A 26282-nucleotide genomic window follows, 5' to 3' on the forward strand; every position below is an offset into this window, starting at 1 on the left:
AAAAATATTATATTTTTGATCGAATAGCTTTATTATTTATTTTTGTCGTTTTAAAAGTAAGAATATACATACAAAAAATCAATATGGAAAACATAATAGAATCAGAGAATTATAAAATTCAAAAACCTGAAAAATGGGCTTCAGAAATTAATGATGATGAATTAATTCAATACATAAAAGAATCCGATTTTTCGAATAAACAAATTGAAGAAGGAAGAGATTTTTGTTATTTTCTGGATAAAGTTTTTTATACCAGTGATAATGAAAACAGTGAATATGCCTGTGTTGCTTATACGCTTAACGAACCTTCAAATCTTGAAAGTGCTTCGGTAAGAGATGTAGTTGTTGAGGAAAACGAAACATATATTATTCATAGAATAAGTGTTTTACGAGATGGCGTTTTTATCGACAAAATTGCAGATACAAAAATAAAAGTTCTTGACAGCGAAAATCAAAGTGAGGGCGGTGTTTTAAGCAGTAATAAAAAAATAAATATTACGATAAAAGACCTGCGCCTTTATGATATATTAATTACTGAAGATTCGAGAATAAAAGTTTTTACGGATCGCGATTTTATGCGCAGAGAATTTTTTAAATATGTTTATGTAACCCCAAGTACCTACTGGGCTTACGGAAACTATAAATTCCGTTTTATAAATGATCGTAAAGATCCTATTGCTTACAAAAAAACATTTTTTAGAGATGAAGAAGGGAATGTCATACAACCTGAAATTAGTTATTTGAAAAAAGGGGAAAAGTTTGTTATTGAAAAAGAAGATTACATTAATTCGTTTGATATAAACAGAGAAATTGCTCCGTATATAGATTTCGCAACAGATAGCAACTGGACTGATCTGTCAAATTATATTTCGCCATTTTATGAAGAAATTTTCAGTAAATCATCCCTAAAAGAGTTTGCCCCTAAACTGGCAGAAAAACTGGATGCAATTTCAGATAAAGATGAGCAGCTTCAATATGCTATTGATTATGTACAAAACCATGTATACTATATTTTTAATGCAGATGAAATGAATGGACATAAACCACAGGAACCTTCAATAACCTATGAAAACAAACAGGGAGATTGTAAGGCGAAATCTGTTTTACTAAAAGTGGTTTTAGATTATATTAATATTGATTCCTCTGTTATTTTAGTTAACTACAATTCAGATCATTATATCAAACATTACCTGCCTTCACTTCTTACTTTTAATCATGTAATTGTAAAAATTAATTATAAGAATGAAACTTATTTTATTGATGCCACAGCCAGAGACGAATTCGGACTGATTGAAAATCGTGGTTTTATTTATTTCCTGCATTATCTGGAAGTAAAACCAAACCAGCAGTTACAAATTAAAAAGCCTTATAGATTCTCTTACTATGGTATTAATGAAAAGGTAGATTTAAATGCACAAAATAATACGGGAGAATTAAAACTTACTACAACTTATAAAGGAAACCGTGCCAATTTTATGCGTAAATATTTCAAGAATACAAATAAGAGGGAAATCATTGACAGCTGGAATAATTTCCTGTTTTATGCTTTAAATTATTCTAATGATAGAAACGGAACTGATATAAGAACCATTTTTAAGAATGCCGCAATTGAGATTCTAAATGATGATAAAAAGCTGAACGAATTTACAATTCAGTACAGTGCTTCTATTCAAAATCCTTATTTTACAGATGTTCAAAAAAATCGCTTTTTAATGTATTTTGATCGAAATGTAGTAAAAAATAATGCTCGTGATTTTATGCATGCTGATATTCCGTTTTGGCATAATTTTGATAACGAAAAATATGAAATCAATCTTCATACGGATCAAAAAATAGATACTGAGGAGAAATATACCATTCAGGAAAGTACGATCAATAATCCTTATTTTGATTTTACAAGCCGTAAAAAAGTAACAAAAAACGGGGCTTCAGTTTTTATAGAATTTAAACCTTTGGTAAATTTAGAAATCCCAACGGAAGATTTTGAAAAATTCAGGACAGATCATCATACTATTGCAGACAGTAATTATGGATTAGGAATTGATATTATCGAACAAGGTATAATGAACATGTTAAAATACAATTTCAAGAAAAGATTTAAATAATAAAAAATGGGGTTTTAAAGGCCCCATTTTTTATTCCACTCTATTTTACTAATTTACTAATTCAAAATCAGATTTTAGTTTAATATCTGCTGACGAAGCACCAATCATTACTTCAAAATCTCCCGGCTCAGCTGTCCATTCTAACTTATTATTGTAGAAAAAAAGTTTTTCTTTATCAATTGTAAATTCAATTGTTTTAGTTTCTCCTGCATTTAATTTCACTTTTTGGAAATCTCTTAATTCTAAAACCGGACGTACAACTGATCCGAATTTATCTTTGATATACAACTGAACTACTTCATCTCCGGCAACTTTTCCAACGTTTGCTAATTGAAATGAAACTTTAATGGTTTCGTTGCTTTTGATTTTTGTCGAAGAAAGTTTTAATCCTGAATAATCAAATTTAGTATAACTCAAACCATATCCAAAAGGAAATTTAGGTGAGTTTTTTAAATCGATATAAGCAGAAACATAGTTTTTTGAATCTTCATCTTTAGCTGGTCTTCCTGTACTAAAGTGATTGTAGTAAATAGGAATCTGACCTATTTCTCTTGGGAAAGTTATTGGTAATTTTCCTGACGGATTGTAATCTCCAAATAAAACATTTGCAATTGCATTTCCTGCCTCTGTACCTAACCACCAAGTATAAACAATTGCCGGAACATTATCTGCCGTCCAGTTGAAAACAAGCGGTCTTCCGGCATTTATTAAAACTACAACCGGTTTTCCTGTTGCCTGAATTGCTTTTACTAAATCTTCCTGAACACCCGGTAAATGAATATCGCTTCGGCTTTTTGCCTCACCGCTCATATCGTGTCTTTCACCAATACTTAAAATTACAACATCTGCTTGTTTTGCAGTTTCAACAGCTTCGGCAAAACCGTCTTTATTGTCTCCGGTAATATCACATCCTTTTGCATAAAGTAATTTTGTGTTTTTACCTACTTTATTTTGTAAACCATCCCATTGCGAAACTACCCATTTATCGTAATTAACATCCGGTAATTCAACAGACCAGAATCCCATATTGGCTTTGTATTCTTTTACCATTGGGCCAATAAATGCGATTGTTTTTACATTTTTAGAAAGCGGTAAAGTCTGGTTTTCATTTTTTAATAAAACGATACTTTTTTCAGCAACTTCAAGAGCTGCTTTTCTGTTTGCAGGATTTGCCAAAACTTTTTCTGCTCTCTTATCATCAGAATATCGGTATGGATCATCAAATAAACCTAATTCGAATTTCTTGCGAAGAATACGTTTTACTGCATCATCAACTAAATCAATAGAAACTCTGCCTTCTTTTATTAATTGTGCTAAGTTGTAACGGTATGCGTTACTTTCCATATCCATGTCACTTCCGGCAGTAATGGCAGAGTAAGCAGCTTCTTTAAGATCTTTTGAATATCCGTGAGCAACCATTTCTCCAATAGATCCCCAGTCAGAAACTACAAATCCCTGAAAATTCCATTTTCCTTTTAAAATATCTCTTTGTAAATGTGCATTTCCAGTTGCAGGAATTCCGTTTAAATCATTAAAAGAATTCATAAATGTTGCTGCACCAGCATCTAAAGCTGCTTTAAAAGGCGGTAAATACGTTTCAAGAAGCATTCTTTCGCTCATATCAACTGAGTTGTAATCTCTACCTCCAACTCCGGCTCCATAAGCTGCAAAATGTTTTACGCAGGCCATAACCGAGTTTAAATCTCCTAATTTATTTCCCTGAAAACCTTTTACTCTTGCATAAGCAATTTTAGAACCTAAGTAAGTATCTTCTCCAGCTCCTTCCATTACACGTCCCCAACGCGGGTCACGGCTAATGTCTACCATTGGTGCAAATGTCCAGTGAATTCCACTTGCAGAAGCTTCTTCTGCTGCAACTCTTGCTGCTAATTCTATAGCTTGTAAATCCCAGCTTGCTGCTTCGGCTAACGGTAATGGGAATGTTGTTTTGTATCCATGAATAACGTCCTGACCAAATAACAACGGAATTTTAAGACGTGACTGCATAGCCAGTTCCTGATATTGTCTGGTATATTTTGTTCCAATAATATTTAACATCGAACCAATTAAACCGGCTTTAATTTCGGCTTGTTTGTTTGGATTTATTGTAATGGGCCCTGTAGCCTGATTATCTCCCGTGTATTGATTAAGCTGGCCAATTTTTTCTTCAATTGTCATTTTCTTCAACAGATCATTTACTTTTTGATCTATTGTCTGCTGCTGTGCCGTTGCAAAAAGCGCGGCCATCAACAAAGCAAATGTGGTTATTTTTTTCATGAATTTGATTTTGGTTACCAAACGTAAGTTGCTACTGCACCAGCGTTTAGTGTAGTTGAAGTTTGTTTTTGATTGTATTTAATATTGAATGTTTCTGCTGTATTTCCGTCGTTTTCTACGATTAGAACGATTTGTCCAGATGGTGTTTTGAAAGCTGCGTTGTATAGATTTCCTGCAATATTACTTCCAATTCTCACAGAACCTTCCGGTATAAATTTAGAAGCGTGTCCAATAATATAATACCCTACTTCACGCTTAATGTTTTGATTTTGATCAATCATTAAAGCTCCTTTACAAGTTGAACATCCGCCTGGTGTAAATGGTTTGTAATATTCATCATTTGCAAGTCCCCACGAAAGTGCATTTTTACTCCAGTTACGCATTGAACCAATTACAACATTTTTTACGCTCCATTTTAAATCATTTTCAAAACTGCTTCCTGATCCTGTATATTGTTCTGTAAAGTATAAATCTTTGCTTGGAAATTCATTATGAACTGTAGTTAAAGCGCTGATATCGCCTTCGTATAAGTGAAAAGCTGAACCTGCAACAAAAGGATTTGCTTTTGCATTTCTTAAAATTGTCAAAGGATATTCCGGTTTATTACAGTTGTGGTCATAAACTATAATTTTGGTTTTGATTTTGGCTTTCGCGAAAGCGGGACCCAGATGATTTCCAATAAAATCTGCCTGCTGCTCTGCCGGCATAAACATACTTGGGTTATTTCCCGGATGCAATGGCTCATTTTGCGGCGTAATAGCATCAATAACAATTCCTTGCGATTTCATTGCCTGAATATATTTTACAAAATAATCAGCGTAAACTCCGTAATATTTTGGCTGTAAACTTCCTCCTTTTGAGCTTCCGTTGTCTTTCATCCAAACTGGCGGAGACCATGGAGAACCCATAATTTTTATGTTTGGATTTATTTTTAAGATTTCCTGTAAAACCGGAACTACGTCATTTAAATCCGGACCAAGATTAAAATGTTCCAGATTTAAGTCAGTTTGTCCTTCCGGCATATCATCATACGAAAAAACTTTTTCATTCAAATCTGAAGCTCCAATACTTATACGCAGATAACTTAAACCAATTGCATCATTTTTTCTGGAAAACAATTCCTGAAGCAATGCATCTCTTTTTGCTTTATCCAGTTTTAAAATCGCCTGTGCGCTTCCTCCTGTTAACGAAAATCCGAAACCTTCTATGGTTTGAAATTTTTCTGAAGGATTTACTTCAATGGTTGGGTTTGAATTAGTTTCTGTACTAAAAACTAAATCCTCTTGTTTTTTTAGTTTTGAAGTTTCATCAGTAGTTGTAATCCATGATTCTGCTTTTCCAGAATTGGATGCAACACTTTTTGAAGATCCGCATTTTATCTGCACAGCGATAAGCGGCAGTAAAAGCAGGATTTGAAGTTTTTTGTTGATGTTTTTCATTTTTAATCTATTTCTATTAAAACAGGTAAATGATCTGATGGATATTTTAAATCTTTAGAATCACTTAAAACTGCATGTTTTTGAATTGTAAGTCCGCTATTTTTTGAAATAAAAATATAATCCAGTAATAACGTAACGGGTTCATTGTGTTTGAAATCATTAAATGTTCCTGATGGCCCAAAAGGTTTTTCTTTTGAAACATCTTTGGTATCATCCATTACTTTTTTAATTTCTTCAATTTGCGGCGTATTAGGTTCTGAGTTGAAATCTCCCATCAAAAATGCCGGGTATTTCTTTGTGTTTAGTTCGTTTATTTTTTTCAAAACTAGCTGAACGCCCTTTACTCTTGCTTCATTCCCCATATGATCTAAATGAAGATTGAAAACCCAAAACGTTTTTTTCGTTTTTAAATCTTTAAAAAGTCCGTAAGTACAAACTCTGTTGCAGGCTGCATCCCAGCCTCTTGAAACTACATTTGGCGTTTGTGACAACCAAAATGTGTTTGATTGTAATACTTTAAAACGATCTTTTTTGTAATAAATCGTGCAGGCTTCTCCTAATCCTCCTTCTTCTCTTCCTATTCCAAATTTGTTATAATCTGGCAGAGCCGCTGCAATATCTATTACCTGATTTGGAGTTGCTTCCTGTACTCCAAAAATTTCAGGACTATAAAATTGTATTTGTGCAGTAAAATAATCTTTTCGTTTCGGCCAGGCATTTTCACCATCAGAAGCAACATCTAAACGAATGTTGTAGGTCATAATTTTTAGGTTTTGACCATAAAATGAAACGCTCACAAAAAGTAAGAATACTACTAAAATAAATTTATTTGTCTTTTTCATAATTTAAAAAATTTTAATCTGTAAAGCTAGTGTTTATATAGCTTTACAGAAAAAAACTAGTTTAAAACTTATGTTAATTATATACTCTCACGTAATCAACTTCAAAAATTGCGCTAGTGAAATTGGGGTCAACTGTTCCTCCAAAATTTCCTCCCATTGCTAAATTTAAAATCAGGAAAAAGTTTTGATTGAACGGAGTTGAAGCCGAATTTACATAAGTGTAAAATAAATTATCGTCTACATAAAACTTAATGCTTTCTGCGCTCCACTCTGCAGCATAAATATGAAATTCTGTCGCTGAATTTGGAACTGTTATTGTTTTTGTATCAGGTGTATTTCCTGAACGTCCCGGAGAATGCAGTGAAGAATGATTTACGTCTGGATTGTTTCCAACAGATTCCAGAATGTCTACTTCTCCGCATAATGGCCATCCGGCTGTATCAATATTGTCTCCCAACATCCAGAATGCCGGCCAGGTTCCGCCGCCAACAGGCAGTTTTGCACGTACTTCGGCACGACCGTATTTGAATGAAAATTTTCCTTTTGTAAGCATTCTTGTTGATGTATAGTGGCTTCCCATATACTCTTCTTTGATTGCTTTTATTTTTAATGTTCCGTTTGAGATAAATACATTTTCAGGACGTGATGTATAATATTCTAATTCATTATTTCCCCATCCGTCTCCGGTTCCGGTATTGTACCCCCATTTTGAAGAATTTGGAGCTCCGTCTACATCAAATTCATCTGACCAAAGAATTTTTCTGGCTACATAAATATTTACAGAAGATGTAGAACTAATAAATTGCCCTCCGGCATTGTAAGCCGAAACAATGATTGAATATGTTTTTGTTCCCGAAGCTGTAAAAGTATAGCTAAAATCTCCGCTTGTAATTTCTTTTAGCTGATTGTCTATTAAAACTTTATATGAAATGGCATTTGCTGCATTTATCTTTAAGTTTACTTTTCCGCTTCCATCTCCGTTAGGATTTGCCGCCGTTTTACCCACAACTTCTACCTGAACAGAAAGATTGGATGGCGCCGGATTTACCGGAGTATCATCTGAACTATCATTTCCTCCACTGCAGGATTGAAAAATCAGCAATAGCATAAATGCCAAAATTCCAGTTTTATTGATTATATTTTTGATGCTTTTCATACCTTATTATTTTTTAGAAACACTTTTTTTACCGTTCAAAAAATCTAAATAATTCAAATTGAATCCTCCTTTATCAAAAACTACTTTTATTTTATTTTCTCCTGATTTTAATTCAACATCAGATAAAATAATCGTTTTCCATTTATCATTTCCGCCAGTTGCAGGCAATGTTATTGTTTTTGATTTTTCTCCATTTGAAGTTTCTAAATGAAGTTGTCCTTCTGCACTTTCGCTTGAGTAACGAATTGCCACGTTGTATTTATTTTCTTTTTTTACCTGAGAAGTAAATTGAAGCCATTCTCCATCTTCGATAAAGGAAACCTGATAACCATTTGATCCGGCATCTTTACAAGGCAGAATATCAACTCCGTCGTTGCGCATTACGTTTCCTTTATTCCATTGATCAAAAGTTCCCGTTGCAACTCTGTAATTCACGAAATCTTTATCAGAATAAGCAAATCCGTTTGTTCCTAAATCATATTGCGTTGCGATAATTTTTCCGGGAATTACATGATTTTTATATGCTTTTGTATCGTTTGTCTGTACTTGTCTAAACATCGCATCGATTACGTCTGGCTTAACAGTTACGTTTTGCGTTTTATAGTTGTCAGCCATTTTCATTAATGCTTTTTTCGAAAATTCTGGTGATGGTTTTGCTCCGCCATCTTTCCAGTATTTCAATAAAACATCATATTCCGGAATTTTGGTTACCGAAGTTACACCCGCAATATTTTCGATTTTTTTCATTGGCCAAAATGCCCATCCAATATTGTTGGTTTCTACTAAAGTCAAAGCATCTTTAAACCAAACATTTGAATTTTCGCCGCTTTCTCCTAACCAAATCGGAACGTTATATTGTGTTCTGTAATCCAGCATTTTCTGGATTGATTCTTTGTCGTTATGATTCCAGTATTTATGAAAACTCAACGCCATGTTTTCATCCCATAACGGAAAAACGCCATTGTAATTATTCCCCCAGCAATTCCCTTCGATAATTACTAAGTGATTGGTGTCGACTTCGCGAATTGCTTTGGTAACAGCAACCATTAAATCTCTTAAAGGTCCGTTTGAATTTTCGTCGCAGCCATTTTTATTTGATCCGGTAAAACCCCAGTTTGGTTCGTTGATAATATCATAACCGCCAATCCACTGACTGTCTCTGTAGCGAGAAGCCAGTTTTTTCCATAAAGCGATCATTTTTTTCTGATTGGCTTCACTTTGCCATAATGATGGTTTTGTGGTATCATAATCAGAAATTGCAGCGTCGTTTCCTTGTCCGCCCGGTGCTGCGTGTAAATCTAAAATTAGGTAGATTTTGTTTGCTTCACACCATTTCAGCAAATTATCAGTCATGGTAAAACCTTCATCAATCCAAGTGATTTCACCATTTTTTTCCTGCTCAATTGGCGGAGTATAAAGGTTATAATGCATTGGAAGACGAATCGAATTGAATCCCCATTTTGCTAACGAATCAACGTCTCTTTTTGTGATTCCATTTGCTTTATATGCCGCATAAAATTCTTTCGTTCCTTGTTCACCAACAACGTCCTGAATTTTTTGTTTTATTTGATATTGCGGACTTGCAAAGGGCTGTGTTTGCAGCATATATCCTTCCTGAACCATCCATCCGCCAAGACCAAGACCCCTTAGAATAATGTTATTTCCATTTCCATCAACAATTTTTTGTCCGTCTCTATGTAAAAAACCCTGGCCGAAAACTGTAAACGAAAATAAAAGCTGCAATGCTAATACTACTTTTTTCATTTGAAAATTTTTCATTTCCGGTTAGTTTTATTTCCATGTATAAGTTCCAACAGATCCTGCATCTAAAGATGTAGTAACCCATTTGTTATTGAACTTTATATTGAAAATTTCTGCAGTTGACGAGTCATTAACTACTACTAATACTTTTGATCCCGAAGGCGTAATAAAAGCAACATTTTGTAAACTTCCGCTTGACGTACTAGAAATTCTAACAGATCCTGCGGGAACAAATTTTGATGCATGTGCGATAATGTAATATGCTACATTGCGCTGAAAACTTTCGCTTGATGTTACTGTCAGGGCACCTTTACACATTGAGCAGCCGCCATTTGTGTGAGGCTGAAAAGCTCCGTCATTAGCTAAATTCCATTCTAATGCATTTTTGCTATAATTTCGCATAGAACCAACAATTACATTTCGAACATGCCATTTTAAATCTCCTCCAAAATCACCTGCTGAAGATGTCCATTGTTCTGTGAAATATACATTTTTAGTTGGATACGAATTGTAAACATTACTTAACGCACTAATATCTCCTGCATACAAGTGAAAGGCAGATCCGTCTACAAATGGAAAAGCATCGGCATCGGCCAAAATTGCTTTTGGATAATTTGGATTATCGCAATTGTGATCGTAAGCAATAATTTTTACATTAAGATTTGCCGCTTTAAAAGCCGGTCCTAAATTGTTTTTAATGAAGTTTGCCTGTTCTAATGCAGACATATACATACTTGGGTTATTTCCGTCATGCAAAGGTTCGTTTTGCGGCGTTACTGCATCAATTGTAATTCCTTCAGCCTTCATCTGCTGAATGTATTTTACAAAATATTTAGCGTAAACATCATAATATTGTGTTTGTAATTTTCCTCCAACAAAACTGTCTTTGTCTTTCATCCAAAGTGGTGCTGACCAAGGTGTAGCCAGAATTAAAATTTTAGGATTGATTGCAAGAATTTCTTTTAAAAGCGCAATTACTCCAGCTTTGTCTTTGTCTAAACTGAATTTTGCTAAAGTTAAATCTGTTTCTCCTGCTGCAAGATCATCATAAGTAAACGGTTCAGCATTTAAATCTGATGCTCCAATACTGATTCTTAAATAACTAACTCCAATTGAATTAGCACCTGTACCAAATAATTCTTGTAAAAGTGCACTTTTTTTAGCAGCTGTTAATTTATTAATTACATCAGCACTTCCACCTGTTAATGTGTATCCAAAACCATCAATAGTTTGATATTTTTGAGATTCATTAACTTCTATATTTGCATAATTATTGACATTTGTACCAAACCCAAGAGTTCCGGTTTGTTTTCCTAATAATACACTTTGGTCACCTTTTGTCAACCAAAAATCAACATCGTTTGTTACCACAACCGGAGGGTTTACAACTGGCGGATTTACTACAGGATCTACTGTATCATTTGAAGTTGAACATCCTGCCTGAGAAAATATTGCTGCTGAAAAGAACAATATTTTTATAGTGTTTTTAATGTTTAGTTTCATTTTTAATAGTTTTTTAGGTTAGGCGGTTAGTATACGATTGTTTGTATAGCATGTGCCGGGATAGTTATAGTATTTTGTGAATCGTGGTTTTTTATTGTGTAAACAATCTCATCATCTGATTGGTTCATTACAATTGCAATTACTTTGCCATCAGAGTTTTTAAAAGATGTGCTTATTAATTTTTTATCGCTAATTGTCTCAAATATTCTTTTTGCTTTTGGCTGAATAAATTTTGAGAAATGTCCAATGTAATAATACATCGGTGTGTAAATCAATTCGTCTTTTATAGTGTCTGCATGGATTGGTGCAAAACAGAAATTTCCAACATGATTTGGTCCTCCGTTTTGATCCAGAAGAATGTTCCAGTCTGTCCAGCCAACTGTTCCATTATTGAAATCGTTGATCATGTTAAGTCCGTATCTTTCTGCATTTCCCCAAAACTGAAATCTTGAAGCATCAAATTTTTCGATACAGCCTTCTGTAAAAAGTAAATTTTTATTTGGAAAAGCTTTGTGAACTTCACCAACTGCTTCGAATTTCGGTGTTCCACCGTTCCATGTTTCATACCAGTGAAATCCAATTCCCCATGCGTATTTTGAAACTGCAGGGTCAGAGAAAACAAGATTTGCTCTTTTGGTTAACATATCACCGCGATTGTGATCCCAGATAATTACATTTTTAGAACTTAATCCTTCTTTTTCTAAAGTTGGTCCCAGGAAGTTTTTCAGGAAATCTCTTTCTGCTTCCGGAGTATATATGCAAGATTCCCATCTTTGTTTTGCCATTGGCTCATTTTGAATCGTTAATCCCCAAACCGGAATTCCTTCTTTTTCATAAGCTCTTATAAATTTGACATAGTAGTTTGCCCATGACTGAGCAAATTCTGGCAACAAAACGCCGCCGTGCAAAATATCATTATTGTCTTTCATGAAAGCTGGGGGACTCCATGGACTAACAAATAAAGTTAATTTCCCGCCGGCAGTTTCAATTGCGCTTTTAATTAATGGAATTCTATATTTTCGATCGTGATCAATGTTGAAGGTTTTTAAATCTTTATCACCTTCGGCTACATAAGTGTAACTGTCACTGCTGAAATCACAGCTGTGAATATTTGTTCTGGCAAGAGTATACCCTATTCCTTTATTTTTGTCGTAATAAGCAGTTAAAAATTCCTGCTGTTTTTTTGGAGATAATTTGGCAAAAACTTCTGCACTTGCATCTGTAATGGCGCCGCCAATTCCTAAAAAAGTCTGATCTGTTTTTTCGGTATCTAAAGTAATTGAAACCGTTGATTTTGTTTGTTGTGATGAAGGATTTGAAATTAAATTATCTGATACTGATAATCTCAAATTGGTATTTTCGGCTGTAGTATAAACCGTAATTTTGTTGTTTTTGGATGCAGAAACAGCTGATCCGTTTGCAGTTTTTGATGTTGAACAACTTACTTGCAAGATTATTATTGAAACTAATAAGATTCTATTGATGGTTTTCATTGTTACTTCAAAAAAGCATTTCAAATTAAAAATTGAGGGCTGAATTGGATGATTCAAGCCAGCCCTCTTCTGTTAACTCAAAAAATATTAATAAACAAGCGTTTGAATAGCATGAGCAGGAATTTTAACTACAGTTTTTTCCGTTGCTATTATCAAATTATATGTAATTTCTTTGTCTGTTTTATTCATTACAATTGTCGCCATAGTACCATCTGTATTTAAAAATGATGTACTTAACAAACCGCTTCTGCTTACTGCAGTACTAACTCTTTTAGCATTTAAACGAATAAATTTTGAAAAATGCCCTATGTAATAATATGATGGCGTGTAAATTAATTCTCCTGTTGTAGTATCGGCATGAATTGGTGCAAAACAGAAATTTCCAACATGATTTGGCCCCCCGTTTTGATCTAACAAGATATTCCAGTCTGTCCATCCAACAGTTCCGTTATTGAAATCGTTAATCATAGAGATTCCATATCTTTCTCCGTTGCCCCAAAACTGATATTTTGCAGCATCGAATTTTTCAACACAGCCTTCTGTAAACAAAAGTTTTTTGTCTGGATATGCTTCATTTACTTTGGCAACATTATCAAACATGGAGTCTCCGCCTGACCAGTTTTCATACCAGTGAAAACCCATTCCCCAAACGTATTTTGCAGCTTCAGGATCAGAATAAATTACGTTTGCTCTGTAATTCATTAAGTCACGATTGTGATCCCAAACGATGATTTTTTTATCTCCAAGTTTTTCTTTTTTCAAAGTTGGCCCAAGGAAGTTTTTAATAAAATCTCTTTCAGCTTCAGCTGTATAAATACAAGATTCCCAAGTTTGAACCGCCATTGGTTCATTTTGAGTTGAAGTTCCCCAAATCGGAATTCCTTCTTTCTCATATTCTTTTATAAACTTCACATAAAAATTTGCCCAGGTTTGATAGTATTCCGGTAATAATGTTCCGCCTTTTAATACGTTTCCGTTGCTTTTCATAAAAGCATTTGGAGACCAAGGCGCTGCATATGTTAATAATTTTCCTCCGGCAGTCTGGATTGCCTGCTTAATTAACGGAATACGAAATTGTCTATCATGATCAATAGAAAACGTTTTTAATTCTTTATCACCTTCTTTGATATAAGAGTAGCTTCCACTGCTAAAATCAGAGCTCTGTATCGTGGTTCTTAGCAAAGAATAGCCAATTCCTTTTTGTTTATCGTAGTAGGCATTTAAGAATTCTGTTTGTTTTTCTTTTGAAAGTTTAGCAAAAATTTCGGCACTCGCATCAGTTATGGCGCCGCCAATCCCCATAAAGGTTTGAAACTTTTTCGTCGGTTCTACAAAAACAGAAATCTCCGTTTCAAGAGGTTGTTTTGATGCTGAAAAAGACAAATTATCTGTTGATGTTAATCTTAGGTTTGTATTTTCAGCGGTTGTATAAACCGTAATTTTTTTTCCGTTGGTTGTAAATTCTTTCTTTGCTTTTGTCTGCTGGGCAAGAGCCGATACTGTAAACAAAAAGCATAGAAATTTTAAAGTATTTTTTTTCATTCTATTTTCCTTATTTTTTTAATTCTAAAAAGAAGTTTTTTTCAGAAACTCATTTTCTGACTGCGTAAGGATTTAAAAATAGCCCATACTCATAGTGATTATGGGCTATTTACAACCAAACTTAAACTTAACTTAAACTTTTATTTTCCTCTCATTTCAATTCTGCTAACAGTAATTCCATCTTTTGTAAAATTGTTACCACCAGAACGAATTACTAAATAAATTTTTCCTGTAGTATCAAATTTCACAACATTAGAAACAGAAGCAGTAGCGTCATTTTTAACACAGCCAACAGAAGAAAGCCTTCCTGTAAAAGCTGCTTTTGCACAGCCATCCCAAGTGCTCAGACCCATTACTTTGTTGTCTTTATATTCAACGCCGTCTTTAGGTGCAGATTTACCAGCATATACTTCAAACCATGTTTCATCAGATCCACTTGGACAAGAAACTAACATATCGATTGTATATTCTTTATCTTTAACAACATCAATTGCCTGATAAATTCCTTCTTGTGCCCATCCGCCTGGAGAGTGAATTGTTGCTGTTCCATTATTAAATGACCAAAATGCAGCACCAGTAGTACTTAATTTTGTTGATGACCATTGAGCTATATCAGCTGCATTATTGAAAAATCCTCCTTTTACTAAATTAGGTTTAGCAGGGTCAGAAGTTGCAACTACAATATCATGAGAAACTTTAGCTGTAGCACCTCCAGCAGCAATAGCTGTATGTGTTACAGTATAAGTACCAGCATCTGGTAAAACAATTTCTTCTGTCATTTTACCCATATATGATCCATATCCTATGTCCCATTTAGATGAAATAACTCCATTTTCCTGAGCAGTTAAAAGATAAGTATTCACTTTCCCTGCCACAGGAGTAATTGTAAACGCAGCATCAACATTTGTAGCTGTTAAACCGTTATTAGCCGGATCATCATCGCAGCCAGTAAGCGTACCTAATGCTATTGCAAGCATTAGGTAAGCACTTCTTTTTAAAATTATACTTAGGTTCATTTTTTTTGGTTTTTGGTTAGATAGTTGTTTTTTTATTGGTAGTTAGGGTTCTGTTTCAATTTAGTCCCTGTTAATTCTACATAAGGAATTGGGAAAATTTCATCAGTACCTGCATTAAATCCTCTGTCAGATAATGCTGCAGCTGCATCTCCCCATCTTACTAAGTCAAAGAATCTGTGTCCTTCTCCGGCAAGCTCCATTCTTCTTTCATTTTTAATTGCTGCTAATGTTACAGGAACAGAAGGAAGACCAACTCTAGCTCTTACAGCATCTAATAATGCCTGAGCTCTAGCACCAGTAGCACCTAGTGCTTCAGCTTCTAATAAATAAGTATCTGCTAATCTGATAACATATGAGTTTTGTTTGTAATTCAACTCAGCAGCTCCACCACCTGTACGTACATCTGTTTTTCTTGGTAAAAATTTATTCAAGAAATAACCTGTGTCTTGGTAACCAGGAATATAATCTGCTTTTCCAGCCGCTTTTAAAGCTTTTAAGTCGAAAATAGTTGCATCAAATCTTGGATCATTCTTCATTGCATCATAAAGTTTTTGTGTAGGAACACTAAAACTCCATCCTGATGGAAGATCTGCAGCAGTAGAATTTGCAGGTCTAGAATAACCTCTAGGTCCAACCATTACGTTTAAAGAGTTTCCTTCATCTCTTCCAGAACCCCAGAATCCCCAGTCAGAGTTTCCTGCACTTGTATGCGATACTTCAAGAAGTGATTCAGCATTAAATTTATTAGCTACAACCCATAAATCATCGAAATCTGCTAATAAGTGATTTCCATATTGATTTGGCTGTCCTGGAGTACCGTTTACCTGAGCAAGGATTGCAGCTGCTTCTGCATTTTTCCCATCATACAAATATACTTTTCCAAGAATTGCCTGCGCAGCACCTCTAGTTAAACGACCAGATCCTGTAGCAGCATCTACACTGGTTGGTAAAGCTGGAATAGCTTCAACTAAATCTTTTTCGATTTGAGCATAAATTGCAGTCGGAGCTGCTTGTTCAACATTTAACATTGTAGATGTTGTAAGAGGCTCCAGGATTAATGGAATATTCTTAAACATTCTAACTAAGTTGAAATAGTATAATGCTCTTAATGCTTTAGCTTCTCCTGTGAATCTAACTTTTAAAGCATCTGACATATTAACTCCATCCATTTTTGACAACAAAACGTTTGCTCTGTAAATCCCTTGGTAGTGGTCATTCCAGAAACTTCCCGGAATGATTAATGAAGTTAATGAGTGAGTTGAGAAATTTTGAATTCCCTGACCGTCTGAAGCTCCACCTCCGCCAGCATAGAAATCATCAGAACCAGCATTCATCATGGCAACCATATTCTCAAAACCACCAGTATTTTTTCTCAATGGATCGTAAACCCCAACAAGAGCAGATGTAGCTTGTTGTTCATCTTTATAATAACTAGTTGATAAGAAAGATCCTTTTGGGTCAACGCTTACGAAATCTTCAGAACAAGATCCTCCTAAAGCAGCCAAAGCTACAACAGCGTATATATATTTAAATTTATTTTTCATGATTCTTTAATTATTAAAATTGTACGTTCGCTCCAAGCATGAAAGTTCTCGCTTGTGGATAAACACCTCTGTCTACACCAAATACCTGACCTCCAATTTCCGGATCATATCCTGTGTATTTAGTGATAGTGTATAAGTTCTCACCAGTTAAGTAGAAACGAATTCTGTCTGCTCCAATTTTAGAAGAAAGATCAACTGGAAGAGTATATCCAACCTGAACGATTTTCAAACGAGCATAATCACCGCTTTCTAAATAAAAATCAGACATTTTGCTGAAGTTACCATTACTATCATTATTAGCTAATCTTGGGTAATCATTTGAAGTACCTTCTCCTGTCCAACGACCTAAAGCTTCTGTTTGATAGTTAGCATTCAAGATATCTAATCTGCGTAATCCTTGGAAGATTTTACTTCCAGCAGCACCCTGAATGAATGTCATAAAATCAAATCCTTTGTAATCTAAGTTTAATGTTAAACCGAAAGTATATTTAGGAATACTTGTTCCTAAGAATTGTTTGTCATCATCAGAAATAGATCCGTCACCATTGCTGTCAACCCAACGGAAATCCCCTGGTTTTGCATTTGGCTGGATTAAACCTCCAGCTGCATTTGTATAAGCATTGATTTCAGCTTGGTTTTGGAAAATTCCTGCTGTTTTATATCCGTAGAACTCATTGTATGAGTGACCAACCTGAGTTCTCGTAACAGGTCCCATAGATTGGAAAGAAGCATCTCCAATAATGAATTGATTATCTTTACCTACGTAAGTAATTTCATTTTTCAAGTAAGCAACGTTTCCGTTTACACCTACATTAAAATCACCTAATTTTTTCTTCCATCCTAATTCAAATTCAATACCGCTGTTGTTCATATCAGCAACGTTTGCCCATGGCTGCTCAGCAACCCCAACATATCCAGGAATTACAACTGGTCTTAAGATACCTGTTGTTTTCTTTTTGTAGAAATCTAATGTTAAATTGAAATCATTAAATATTCTTGCATCAAGACCAATACTTGTTTGAGAAGTTTCTTCCCATTTCAAATCAGGGTTATCAAGAGTTACGTTAGCATAACCTGTTGTGATAGCACCTGTATTTCCGAATGAATAGTTGTAACCTCCAGATACTAATGAAATATATCTAAAATCAGCCACCTGGTCGTTACCCACAACTCCGTAACCTCCTCTAATTTTTAATGAATTTACTGCGTTATTTTCTTTCCAGAAACCTTCTTTTGAAACAACCCATCCTAAAGAGAATGAAGGGAAAACCCCGAATTTATGATTTTCTCCGAAACGAGTAGATCCATCACGACGAATAACTCCAGTTACAAGATATTTCTCCATATAATCGTAATTTAAACGACCGAATAAAGATGTTACTTTATGCTGAACGAAATCATCTGTAGCACTGTTTCTGTCTGCTTGTGGAATATCAAATTTGAAAGAAGCATCTTTATAGCTTGTAATAGGTAATCCAAACATTGTAGCTCCAACATATCCACCAATATTATCAACATAAGATCCCTGACCAGCTAAAACGCTAAAGTTGTGATCTCCAAATTTGTTAGAATAAGTAAGAACGTTTTCAATGTTCCAGTTGAATGATTTGTTGTTATTTTGGTAATAACTGTTTTTAAGAACATTAACGTTTGCACTTAAGAAATAAACAGGAGTAAATCCTTGGTCTCCCCAGTAAGCAAGTTTACCTCCAAGTGTAGATCTAACTTTTAAATGTGGAGTAATAGCAGCTTCTAAATAAGCATTACCTACGAAATCATCAGACCATCCATATCTTCCTAATCTTGTTTGGATGTATCCTAATGGGTTTGTCATCTCCTGACCAACTACGCTGGAAATTCCGTAAGGATTTCCGTTTGCATCACGAACTACAGGGTTTGTAGAGTAAGGTGCAGCGTTTGCAACAGCAGGATCAGTAACTACTAGCGGAGTTAATGGATCAAGGTTGATAGCAGAACTTAAAGGACCTCCAAACTCACTGTTTGTATTTCCAATTCCAACAGTTTTTTGTCTTGTGTATCCAAAAGTTTGTCCGAATGTGAAATATTTAGAAATTTTATGAGTAGAGTTTAAACGGAAATTCTTTTTTGTATAGTTAGAAATTTCTGTAGCAACAATACCTTCTTGATCCTGAATACCAAAAGAAGCATAGAATGTAGAAAATTCTCCACCACCACTAATACTTAATTCGTGAGTGTATCTGAAAGCGCTGTCATTAAAGATAGCATCCTGCCAGTTTGTTCCTTTTCCAAATGCAGCTGGATTAGAATATAAAATTCCTCCTCCGTCAGCAACTGATTTTTCGTTCATTATAGTAGCATACTCAGTAGCATTCAATAAATCTAATTTTTTTGCTGGAGAAGATACACCTGCAAAACCATTATAGTTTACTGTAATTTTACCTGCTTTACCTTTTTTAGTAGTAACTAAAATAACCCCTGTTGCAGCACGAGTACCGTAGATTGCAGCAGAAGCAGCGTCTTTAAGAACCTCGATAGACTCAATATCTGACTGGTTTAAGAAACCAATTCCACCGGCATCAACAACGTTACCGTCAACAACCCAAAGCGGGTTATTTCCACCATCACCGAAAGTTGTTATACCACGTACACGAATTGTAGATCCTGCACCTGGCTGACCTGAACTTGAAGCAATAGTTACACCCGCAACACGACCTTGTAATGCTTGTTCAACTCTACCATTTGGCACTTTCTCTAAATCTGCAGCTTTTACACTAGAAATTGCACCCGTAACTACTGCTTTCTTTTGAGTTCCGTAACCAACTACTACAACCTCATTTAATGATTGTGATTCTGGTTTTAATTGAATAGTAATTTTTGAACGCCCGTTTACAGCCTCAGTAACCGTAGCATATCCTATAAAAGTAACTGTCAAAACTCCGTTTGAAGGCACTTGAATTTGGAATTTCCCGTCAAAATCTGACGCCGTCGACTTTGTTGTACCTTTCAGTAAAACAGTTGCACCCGGAACCGGCATTCCACTCTCATCGTTTATCATTCCATTTACCGTGACATCCTGAGCCACTGCTATAACCGAGAATAACAAAGACGAAACACAAAAAATAAGTAATTTTGTTAATTTCATTTTTCTAAAAATTTTGGTTAATTAATTAGTAATTTGATGCAATAATAATGTTATTTTTTTACTATCAGCATTTAATTTTCACTACAAAAACACATCAAATCAAAATTTTATACATTACAAAAACACATCATTTTTTTTTTAATAATTTGATTTATAATATTTTAAAAATAAAAAATAAGATGTTATCAAAATGTTAATTACAAAAATAAACACTACAATTATATAAGATTGTTTATTTTTATGAACGAAATGCTTTTCTACAACGTGATAGTAGAGGAAATAAATTCACAAATACCTATAAATAAACTAATTAGCTACTAAAAAACAAAAAAATCCGAATAATTAATGAAATTAGCAAAATCATATTTTTATATTACTTTTTTTACATTATTCACAATTTCTTTTTTTGGTCAGGTAAAAAATATTGGATTACCGGATGTAAGAAATTACAAGCGAAATGAATATAAAGGAGGAACTCAAAACTGGAATATCGATCAGGATAAAAACGGAAATCTCTATTTTGCCAATAATAATGGGCTTTTACAGTTTGATGGCTCTTCATGGAGAAAATACCCACTCCCAAATTTAACCTCTGTAAGATGTTTAAAAATTGATAAATCTGGAAAGATCTTTGTTGGAGGATATAACGAATTCGGATATTTTCAACCGGATAATAAAGGAAAACTGCAATACACATCATTAGCCAAAAAAGTTGATAAGAATAAAATCAAAATCATTGATTTTATCTGGAAAATTCATTCTTTTAACAATCAGACGATTTTTCAATCATTTGCAAGGGCTTATATTTTTACAAATGGAAAATTATCGATATTAAAAGCGCCAAAACGTTTTCAATTTTCATTTACTGTAAATAACAGACTTTATTTTCAAGATGTCGAAAAAGGGATTTTAGAATATAAAAATGGAAAACTATATTCTCTTCCTAATACAACAAGCCTAAACAATACCGAAATCTGGGCAATGTATTCTCTCGGCAAAAACAAAACCTTAATTATTACTTTAGAAAAAGGGTTGTTTATTTATGAAAATAACACGGTAAAAGCCTGGAATACCGAAGCCAACAATTTTGTAAAAAGAAACAACTCTCTTGGAGGGGTAATTATAAATAACAAATTTATAGTACTGAATTCTGTATTAGATGGAATTGCGATCTGTGATTTTGATGGAAAAATAATTCAGCATATCAACAGAAAGAAAGGTCTGCAGAACAATACTGTTTTAACTTCATTTATAGATAATAAAAACAATTTGTGGCTTGGACTTGATAATGGTATTACTTTCGTTAACGAAAGCTCCCCATTTACTTATTTTGGGTTTAGCTACGATATTAGTACAGTTTATGCATCTGTTATCCATCAAGGTAATTTGTATGTAGCAACAAACCAGGGGGTATTTTATCATGCCTGGAATAACAGCTTTAAAGAAGATGTTTTTAAACTTGTAGAAGGTACAACAGCTCAGTCATGGAACGTACAAGTAATTGATAATGAGCTAATTTGTGCCAACAACAGAGGTGCACTTGCTATAAAAGGAGGAAGCGTTGTTAAAATTATAGATTCAAAAGGATATTTTGGATTTAAGAAAATACCAAATCATCCGGGATTTTTTATTGGTTCAAATTACGACGGATTTGCTATTTTTCAAAAAACTCCAAACGGACTCACATTTAAAAATCAGGTTGCCGGATTTGATAAATCATCTAATAGTTTTGAACTAGACCAATCTTATTTATGGCTTAAAAAAGATGAATCTATATACAAAATGTCTTTGAGCGAAGATTTATCGCGATTTTCAAGCATAAAAAAAATTGACCGTTTGGTTCCCGAGTTTAAAAACATAGGAAGTATTCAAAAAATTGACGGAAAAATATATTTTCAAACCCACAATCATTTCTACAAATATTCGATTGAGCAGGAAATATTTTATGAGGACAAAAACATGACCAAATTATTCAAAAATATACCTGTAATTAACGCTTTGAGCGAAGATTCTCAATCAAATTTATGGTATGCATATGATGAATCTTTGGGTGTTTTAATGAAAAAAAATAATACTTATAAAAATATTGTTGCTCCGTTTTCTAATCTTACCGGAAATTTGGTAAGCAATTACCTGTCTGTAAACACAATTGATTCTAAAAACATATTTATTGGTTTAACAGATGGTTTGGCGCATTACGACTCTGAATTGCTCAATAACTTTGTAACAAAACCAAAAGCCTTTATTCGAAGTTTTTCATTTCCCGGCGACACTATTATTTTTGGAAATAATCAAAGTAAAACTGAAAACATCCGTATTCCGTATTCCTCAAATCATGTACGCTTTACGTTTTCATCTCCAACTTATGAAAACCTCGAAAATGTTCAGTTTTCATATCAATTAGAACCTTTTGATGATAAATGGAGTAACTGGTCAACAATTTCGATTAAAGAATATACAAACCTTCGGGAAGGCGACTACGTGATGAAAGTAAAGGTTAGAAATAGTTACGGAGTACAGTCTGAGCCTTCAACAATTTCTTTTACGGTTTCTCCGCCATGGTACAGACATTTCCTTGCTCTGATGCTGTATTTTGTATTATTAATTGTCGCAATCTATGTAATTTCTAATCGAATTAAAATGAAAATTAGAAAAAACAAATATTATGAAACAATCGAACAAAGAAGACTTTATCTTGAAAAAGAATCTAAAATAAGACAAGAACAATACGATTTAGAAAAAGAAATCGAAAAACTTAAAAATGACAAACTTCAAATAAAGATTCTTGCAAAAGACAAAGAACTAGTAAACAACTCTTTACAAGTTGTAAAGAAAAACAAAATCTTAAATGGAATTATCCACAAGCTAAAAGAAATTGATATTGATGCACTCGATGATTCAACAAAGTTTCAGGTCAGCAAACTTAATAAAAGCATTGTAAAAGAGGTAAATACAGACAAAAGCTGGAAAGATTTGGAAAAACACATCAAGAACGTCCATTTTGAATTTTTGAAACGTTTAAAAGAGAAATTTCCAACCATTTCACCCCGCGAACTTGATTTATCGACATATTTATTAATGAATATGTCAACCAAAGAAATTGCAGAGATTATGAACATATCAACAGGAGGAGTTGAACTTGCCCGTTATCGTTTAAGAAAAAAACTTGGTTTAAATAAAAAAGAAAACCTGATTGGTTTCTTAATGAGTATTTAATAAAAAAGCCATTCATATGAATGGCTTTTTTATTATGAAATATATTCTAAAGTTCGTTCAAGAGCCATTCCTCTCGATCCCTTTATCAATATTGTATTATCTTTAAATTGAGTGCCTTTTAAGTAATCTGCAAAAGCATCAAATGTCTCAAAAAACTTAATACCATCATTTGAGATCTTATTTTCATAAAACGACTTTCCAATTAAATAACAAAGCGATTCATTTTGATTTGATAACGAATCAACAATTGCTCTATGCTCTTGTTTGCTTTCATCTCCAAGTTCAAACATATCACCCAGAATCATAATTTTATTCTTATTTTCTAATTGTAAAAAATTAGTAATTGCAACTGCCATACTGCTCGGATTTGCATTATAAGCATCTAAAATGATCTCATTTGAACCCTTTTTTAACAATTGAGACCTATTATTCTCCGGGATATAATTTTCAATTGCAGTTTTTATTGCCGTATCATCTACTTTGAAATATTTTCCAATCGCAGCTGCTGCATTAATATTATTGGCATTGTAAAGCCCAATTAAATGCGATTCGACAGTAAAATTGTTATAATCAATAACTACAAAAGGATTTGCTTTAATATCTTTAATATTTAAATCTGCCGTTTTCTTATTTACCCCAAAAGTAAATGATTTTATGCCGGCTGATCTTTCAATTTGAATTGGATCTTCAAGATTTACAAATACCTCTTTGTCGTTTTTTGATAAATACTGATACATTTCACTTTTACCTTCAACAACACCCTGTACACCGCCAAAACCTTCTAAATGAGCTTTTCCAAAATTTGTTATATAACCAAAATCTGGCTGGGCAATTTCGCATAAAAATTCAATTTCTTTTTTATGATTTGCTCCCATTTCAACAATTCCTATTTCTGTTTCTTTTGTAAAAGAAAGCAGAGTTAAAGGAACGCCAATATGGTTGTTTAAATTTCCAATAGTAGCTTTAGTTTTAAACTTTTGAGACAGAACAACATTTATAAGTTCTTTTGTTGTTGTTTTACCATTACTGCCTGTAAGGGCGACAATTGGAAGTCTTAAATAGTTCCGATGAAATTTAGCAAGCTCCTGAAGCGTTTCTAAACTATTATTGACTAAGATTGTTCTTTCATCAATAAAATAAGATTCGTTGTCAATAACAACATACAAAGCACCCAAATCAAGTGCTTGTTTTGCAAATGTATTTGCGTCAAAATTCTCGCCTTTAATTGCAAAAAACATAGAATCTTTTTCAATTTTTCTGGTATCGATTGAAAGAGATTTGCATTTTAAAAACAAGTTATGAATTTCCTGAATATTCATTTATAATTATTTTACAGATCATAAAAATAGAAAAAAGGAATAAAAAAATTCCAAATTCCGTACTGAAATATTCAGCTTTTGGAATTTGGAATTTTTTTAAATTGAAATATCTAAATCTTAATTTCTTGGTGATTTTCTTTTTTCAGTTTTAGCACCTACTCTAGACATCGCACATCTGAATCCAATGTAATCAGTTGCCATATCCTGAGGGAAATATCTTCTTTGAGCAGGGTCTAACCAGTAAGCTCTGTCTCTCCAAGAACCTCCTTTGTAAACTCTAACTTTATCATCAATTAAAGTAGTACGTTTACTAGAGTTATCATATTTTCTAATCATTTTTCCTAAACTATCTACTGTAACATTATGTTTAGGAGAATTGTACATTACCTGATCAGCTTTTGGTCCAGATTCAGAATCTCCGAAATCAAAGAATCTTGAAGATTGTTTGTCACCGTCTCTGTAGTTGATATTATCGCTTGTACTAAAGTTTTGTCTTAAGTAAGTTTCCTGCTCGTCAACCGGCACCTGAGCAATTTCCCCAGGAAGGTTTCTAGCAATTACTTTACCGTTACTTAAAGTATCGTATTTAATTGAAGCAGTCGAAACGATTTCAATTTTACCATCTTTACCAATTTTATTTTTAGCATATTGATTTCCTCTATAGTAGTTAAAATCATTTGCTTCGTTATCAATAACAGGTCTGTAAACATCGGCAACCCATTCTGCTACGTTTCCAGCCATATCATATAAACCGAAATCATTTGCAGCATAACTTTTTACCTTATTTGTAATATCGGCACCGTCATCTGACCATCCGGCAATTCCACCGTAGTCACCATTTCCTTGTTTAAAGTTAGCCAATTGATCACCTCTGTTTTTACGTTTAGATGAACGTGTATAATCTCCAGACCAAGGATATTTCTTTTGTCCTTTGTAAATATTGTATTCTCTTTGTCCAACATCTGCAGCAGCAGCATATTCCCACTCAGCTTCTGTAGGAAGTCTGTATTCTGGTAAAATAATACCAGAAGAACGCTGAGCATAAACGTTTTTCTCTTCAGGAACTACACCATCTTTACCTGCTTTAGGTCTTTTCCCGTTAGGGTTTTTCTTTAACACTAACTCTTCATTTCCTCCATAAGTTGTAGATGGAGATGCAACGTAAGCTTCTGTATTAAATAAACTCTCAGCACTTACATCATTGGTTTTAGCGCCTTTTTTAAGATAACCATTTTTTTCTAAAACAGCTTCGTTTACACGGTCTGTTCTCCATTTACTAAATTCAACAGCCTGAATCCAGTTAACACCAACTACAGGATAGTCAGCATAAGAAGGGTGTCTTAAATAGTTATTAGTCATCGTTTCATTATATCCTAAACGATTTCTCCAAACTAATGTATCTGGTGATGCACCTTCGTAAATATTTTTGTAATTTTCTTCTGTTGGAGGGAAAACTTTTTTCAACCACTCAAGGTATTCTAAGTACATACCATTAGTAACTTCAGTTTCATCCATGTAGAATGATTGAACGTGTTGTTGAGTTGGTGTGTTATTCCAATCGTGCATAACATCATCCTGTACTTTACCCATAGTAAACGTACCTCCTTCAACAAAAACTAAACCAGGTCCAGCCTGTTGTTTTTTTCCAGCATTTCTAGCAGCTGTTCCATTCTGACTATCTACATCCCAGCCAGTTGCTCTTGAAGCGTGACTCGAACTCGATTTTTTGCTACAACTAGCCGTGCCCAACATCAATACCATTGACATCATTAATTGCAAGACTACAATTTTGTTTACTTTCATACTCATTCTTAGGTGATAAATTTAGGTGCTGCAATATAATAATTAACATTTAATTAGCAACATCTGTTCTAATAATTTTATTTCGCTGTTTTTTACCAGAAAATAACCTATAGTTACGAACGCAAAAATATACTTTTTATTA

15 protein-coding genes are annotated in these 26282 nt (G+C 33.8%); 2 read left to right on the forward strand and 13 right to left on the reverse strand.

The features are described from left to right. Window positions 1-83 precede the first annotated feature (83 nt). Entirely contained in the window at window positions 84-2105 is a 2022-nt protein-coding gene (locus tag BUC29_RS01770) for a hypothetical protein (protein WP_073412794.1), read from the forward strand. Window positions 2106-2153: 48 nt separating this feature from the next. Here BUC29_RS01770 and BUC29_RS01775 read toward each other — a convergent pair whose 3' ends face one another. The 11 genes from BUC29_RS01775 to BUC29_RS01825 all read right to left on the reverse strand — a co-directional run bounded on the left by BUC29_RS01775 (window position 2154) and on the right by BUC29_RS01825 (window position 19802). Continuing rightward, complete coding sequence (locus BUC29_RS01775; protein WP_073412796.1) at window positions 2154-4382, reverse strand: glycoside hydrolase family 3 N-terminal domain-containing protein; 2229 nt, start codon at window positions 4380-4382, stop codon at window positions 2154-2156. A gap of 14 nt (window positions 4383-4396) precedes the next feature. Then, window positions 4397-5821, reverse strand: a complete 1425-nt coding sequence (locus BUC29_RS01780; RefSeq protein ID WP_073412798.1) for a glycoside hydrolase family 30 protein — start codon at window positions 5819-5821, stop codon at window positions 4397-4399. A gap of 2 nt (window positions 5822-5823) precedes the next feature. Then, complete coding sequence (locus BUC29_RS01785; protein ID WP_073412800.1) at window positions 5824-6663, reverse strand: endonuclease/exonuclease/phosphatase family protein; 840 nt, start codon at window positions 6661-6663, stop codon at window positions 5824-5826. Window positions 6664-6736: 73 nt separating this feature from the next. Beyond that, on the reverse strand, window positions 6737-7819 hold the full coding sequence (locus BUC29_RS01790; RefSeq protein WP_073412802.1) for a glycoside hydrolase family 16 protein: 1083 nt from the start codon (window positions 7817-7819) through the stop codon (window positions 6737-6739). A gap of 6 nt (window positions 7820-7825) precedes the next feature. Continuing rightward, complete coding sequence (locus BUC29_RS01795; protein ID WP_244160737.1) at window positions 7826-9598, reverse strand: cellulase family glycosylhydrolase; 1773 nt, start codon at window positions 9596-9598, stop codon at window positions 7826-7828. Between the two features lie 12 nt (window positions 9599-9610). Then, on the reverse strand, window positions 9611-11083 hold the full coding sequence (locus tag BUC29_RS01800; RefSeq protein WP_073412804.1) for a glycoside hydrolase family 30 protein: 1473 nt from the start codon (window positions 11081-11083) through the stop codon (window positions 9611-9613). 26 nt (window positions 11084-11109) lie between these two features. Continuing rightward, a complete protein-coding gene (locus tag BUC29_RS01805; RefSeq protein WP_073412806.1) occupies window positions 11110-12576 on the reverse strand; it encodes a glycoside hydrolase family 30 protein in 1467 nt (488 codons plus the stop codon). An 87-nt stretch (window positions 12577-12663) separates the two neighbouring features. Then, window positions 12664-14118: a glycoside hydrolase family 30 protein gene (locus tag BUC29_RS01810; protein ID WP_073412808.1), complete on the reverse strand. Its 1455-nt coding sequence runs from the start codon at window positions 14116-14118 to the stop codon at window positions 12664-12666. A gap of 140 nt (window positions 14119-14258) precedes the next feature. Continuing rightward, window positions 14259-15134: a hypothetical protein gene (locus BUC29_RS01815; RefSeq protein WP_139260381.1), complete on the reverse strand. Its 876-nt coding sequence runs from the start codon at window positions 15132-15134 to the stop codon at window positions 14259-14261. A 32-nt stretch (window positions 15135-15166) separates the two neighbouring features. Next, window positions 15167-16678 (reverse strand): RagB/SusD family nutrient uptake outer membrane protein, encoded by a 1512-nt coding sequence (locus BUC29_RS01820; protein WP_073412812.1) that lies wholly within the window; start codon window positions 16676-16678, stop codon window positions 15167-15169. A gap of 13 nt (window positions 16679-16691) precedes the next feature. Further along, entirely contained in the window at window positions 16692-19802 is a 3111-nt protein-coding gene (locus BUC29_RS01825) for a SusC/RagA family TonB-linked outer membrane protein (RefSeq protein WP_073412814.1), read from the reverse strand. Between the two features lie 345 nt (window positions 19803-20147). Here BUC29_RS01825 and BUC29_RS01830 point away from each other — a divergent pair, with 345 nt between their 5' ends. Further along, the gene (locus BUC29_RS01830; protein WP_073412815.1) at window positions 20148-23018 is read left to right on the forward strand and encodes a triple tyrosine motif-containing protein; all 2871 of its coding nucleotides are present in this window, start codon (window positions 20148-20150) and stop codon (window positions 23016-23018) included. 32 nt (window positions 23019-23050) lie between these two features. Here the strand turns inward: BUC29_RS01830 and BUC29_RS01835 are convergent, their stop codons facing one another. Together BUC29_RS01835 and gldJ are read right to left on the reverse strand one after the other, a co-directional pair. Next, the gene (locus tag BUC29_RS01835) at window positions 23051-24337 is read right to left on the reverse strand and encodes a UDP-N-acetylmuramoyl-tripeptide--D-alanyl-D-alanine ligase (protein WP_073412816.1); all 1287 of its coding nucleotides are present in this window, start codon (window positions 24335-24337) and stop codon (window positions 23051-23053) included. Window positions 24338-24454: 117 nt separating this feature from the next. Continuing rightward, window positions 24455-26140: a gliding motility lipoprotein GldJ gene (gene gldJ, locus BUC29_RS01840; RefSeq protein ID WP_073412817.1), complete on the reverse strand. Its 1686-nt coding sequence runs from the start codon at window positions 26138-26140 to the stop codon at window positions 24455-24457. Window positions 26141-26282 lie beyond the last annotated feature (142 nt).

Source organism: Flavobacterium defluvii (assembly GCF_900129555.1).
Classification (GTDB): Bacteria; Bacteroidota; Bacteroidia; order Flavobacteriales; family Flavobacteriaceae; genus Flavobacterium; species Flavobacterium defluvii.

Coding starts and splice junctions, on each gene's coding strand:
- BUC29_RS01770 (WP_073412794.1), top strand. CDS start 84: ATGGAAAACATAATAGAATCAGAGAATTATAAAATTCAAAAACCTGAA.
- BUC29_RS01775 (WP_073412796.1), bottom strand. CDS start 4,382: ATGAAAAAAATAACCACATTTGCTTTGTTGATGGCCGCGCTTTTTGCA.
- BUC29_RS01780 (WP_073412798.1), bottom strand. CDS start 5,821: ATGAAAAACATCAACAAAAAACTTCAAATCCTGCTTTTACTGCCGCTT.
- BUC29_RS01785 (WP_073412800.1), bottom strand. CDS start 6,663: ATGAAAAAGACAAATAAATTTATTTTAGTAGTATTCTTACTTTTTGTG.
- BUC29_RS01790 (WP_073412802.1), bottom strand. CDS start 7,819: ATGAAAAGCATCAAAAATATAATCAATAAAACTGGAATTTTGGCATTT.
- BUC29_RS01795 (WP_244160737.1), bottom strand. CDS start 9,598: ATGAAAAATTTTCAAATGAAAAAAGTAGTATTAGCATTGCAGCTTTTA.
- BUC29_RS01800 (WP_073412804.1), bottom strand. CDS start 11,083: ATGAAACTAAACATTAAAAACACTATAAAAATATTGTTCTTTTCAGCA.
- BUC29_RS01805 (WP_073412806.1), bottom strand. CDS start 12,576: ATGAAAACCATCAATAGAATCTTATTAGTTTCAATAATAATCTTGCAA.
- BUC29_RS01810 (WP_073412808.1), bottom strand. CDS start 14,118: ATGAAAAAAAATACTTTAAAATTTCTATGCTTTTTGTTTACAGTATCG.
- BUC29_RS01815 (WP_139260381.1), bottom strand. CDS start 15,134: ATGAACCTAAGTATAATTTTAAAAAGAAGTGCTTACCTAATGCTTGCA.
- BUC29_RS01820 (WP_073412812.1), bottom strand. CDS start 16,678: ATGAAAAATAAATTTAAATATATATACGCTGTTGTAGCTTTGGCTGCT.
- BUC29_RS01825 (WP_073412814.1), bottom strand. CDS start 19,802: ATGAAATTAACAAAATTACTTATTTTTTGTGTTTCGTCTTTGTTATTC.
- BUC29_RS01830 (WP_073412815.1), top strand. CDS start 20,148: ATGAAATTAGCAAAATCATATTTTTATATTACTTTTTTTACATTATTC.
- BUC29_RS01835 (WP_073412816.1), bottom strand. CDS start 24,337: ATGAATATTCAGGAAATTCATAACTTGTTTTTAAAATGCAAATCTCTT.
- gldJ (WP_073412817.1), bottom strand. CDS start 26,140: ATGAAAGTAAACAAAATTGTAGTCTTGCAATTAATGATGTCAATGGTA.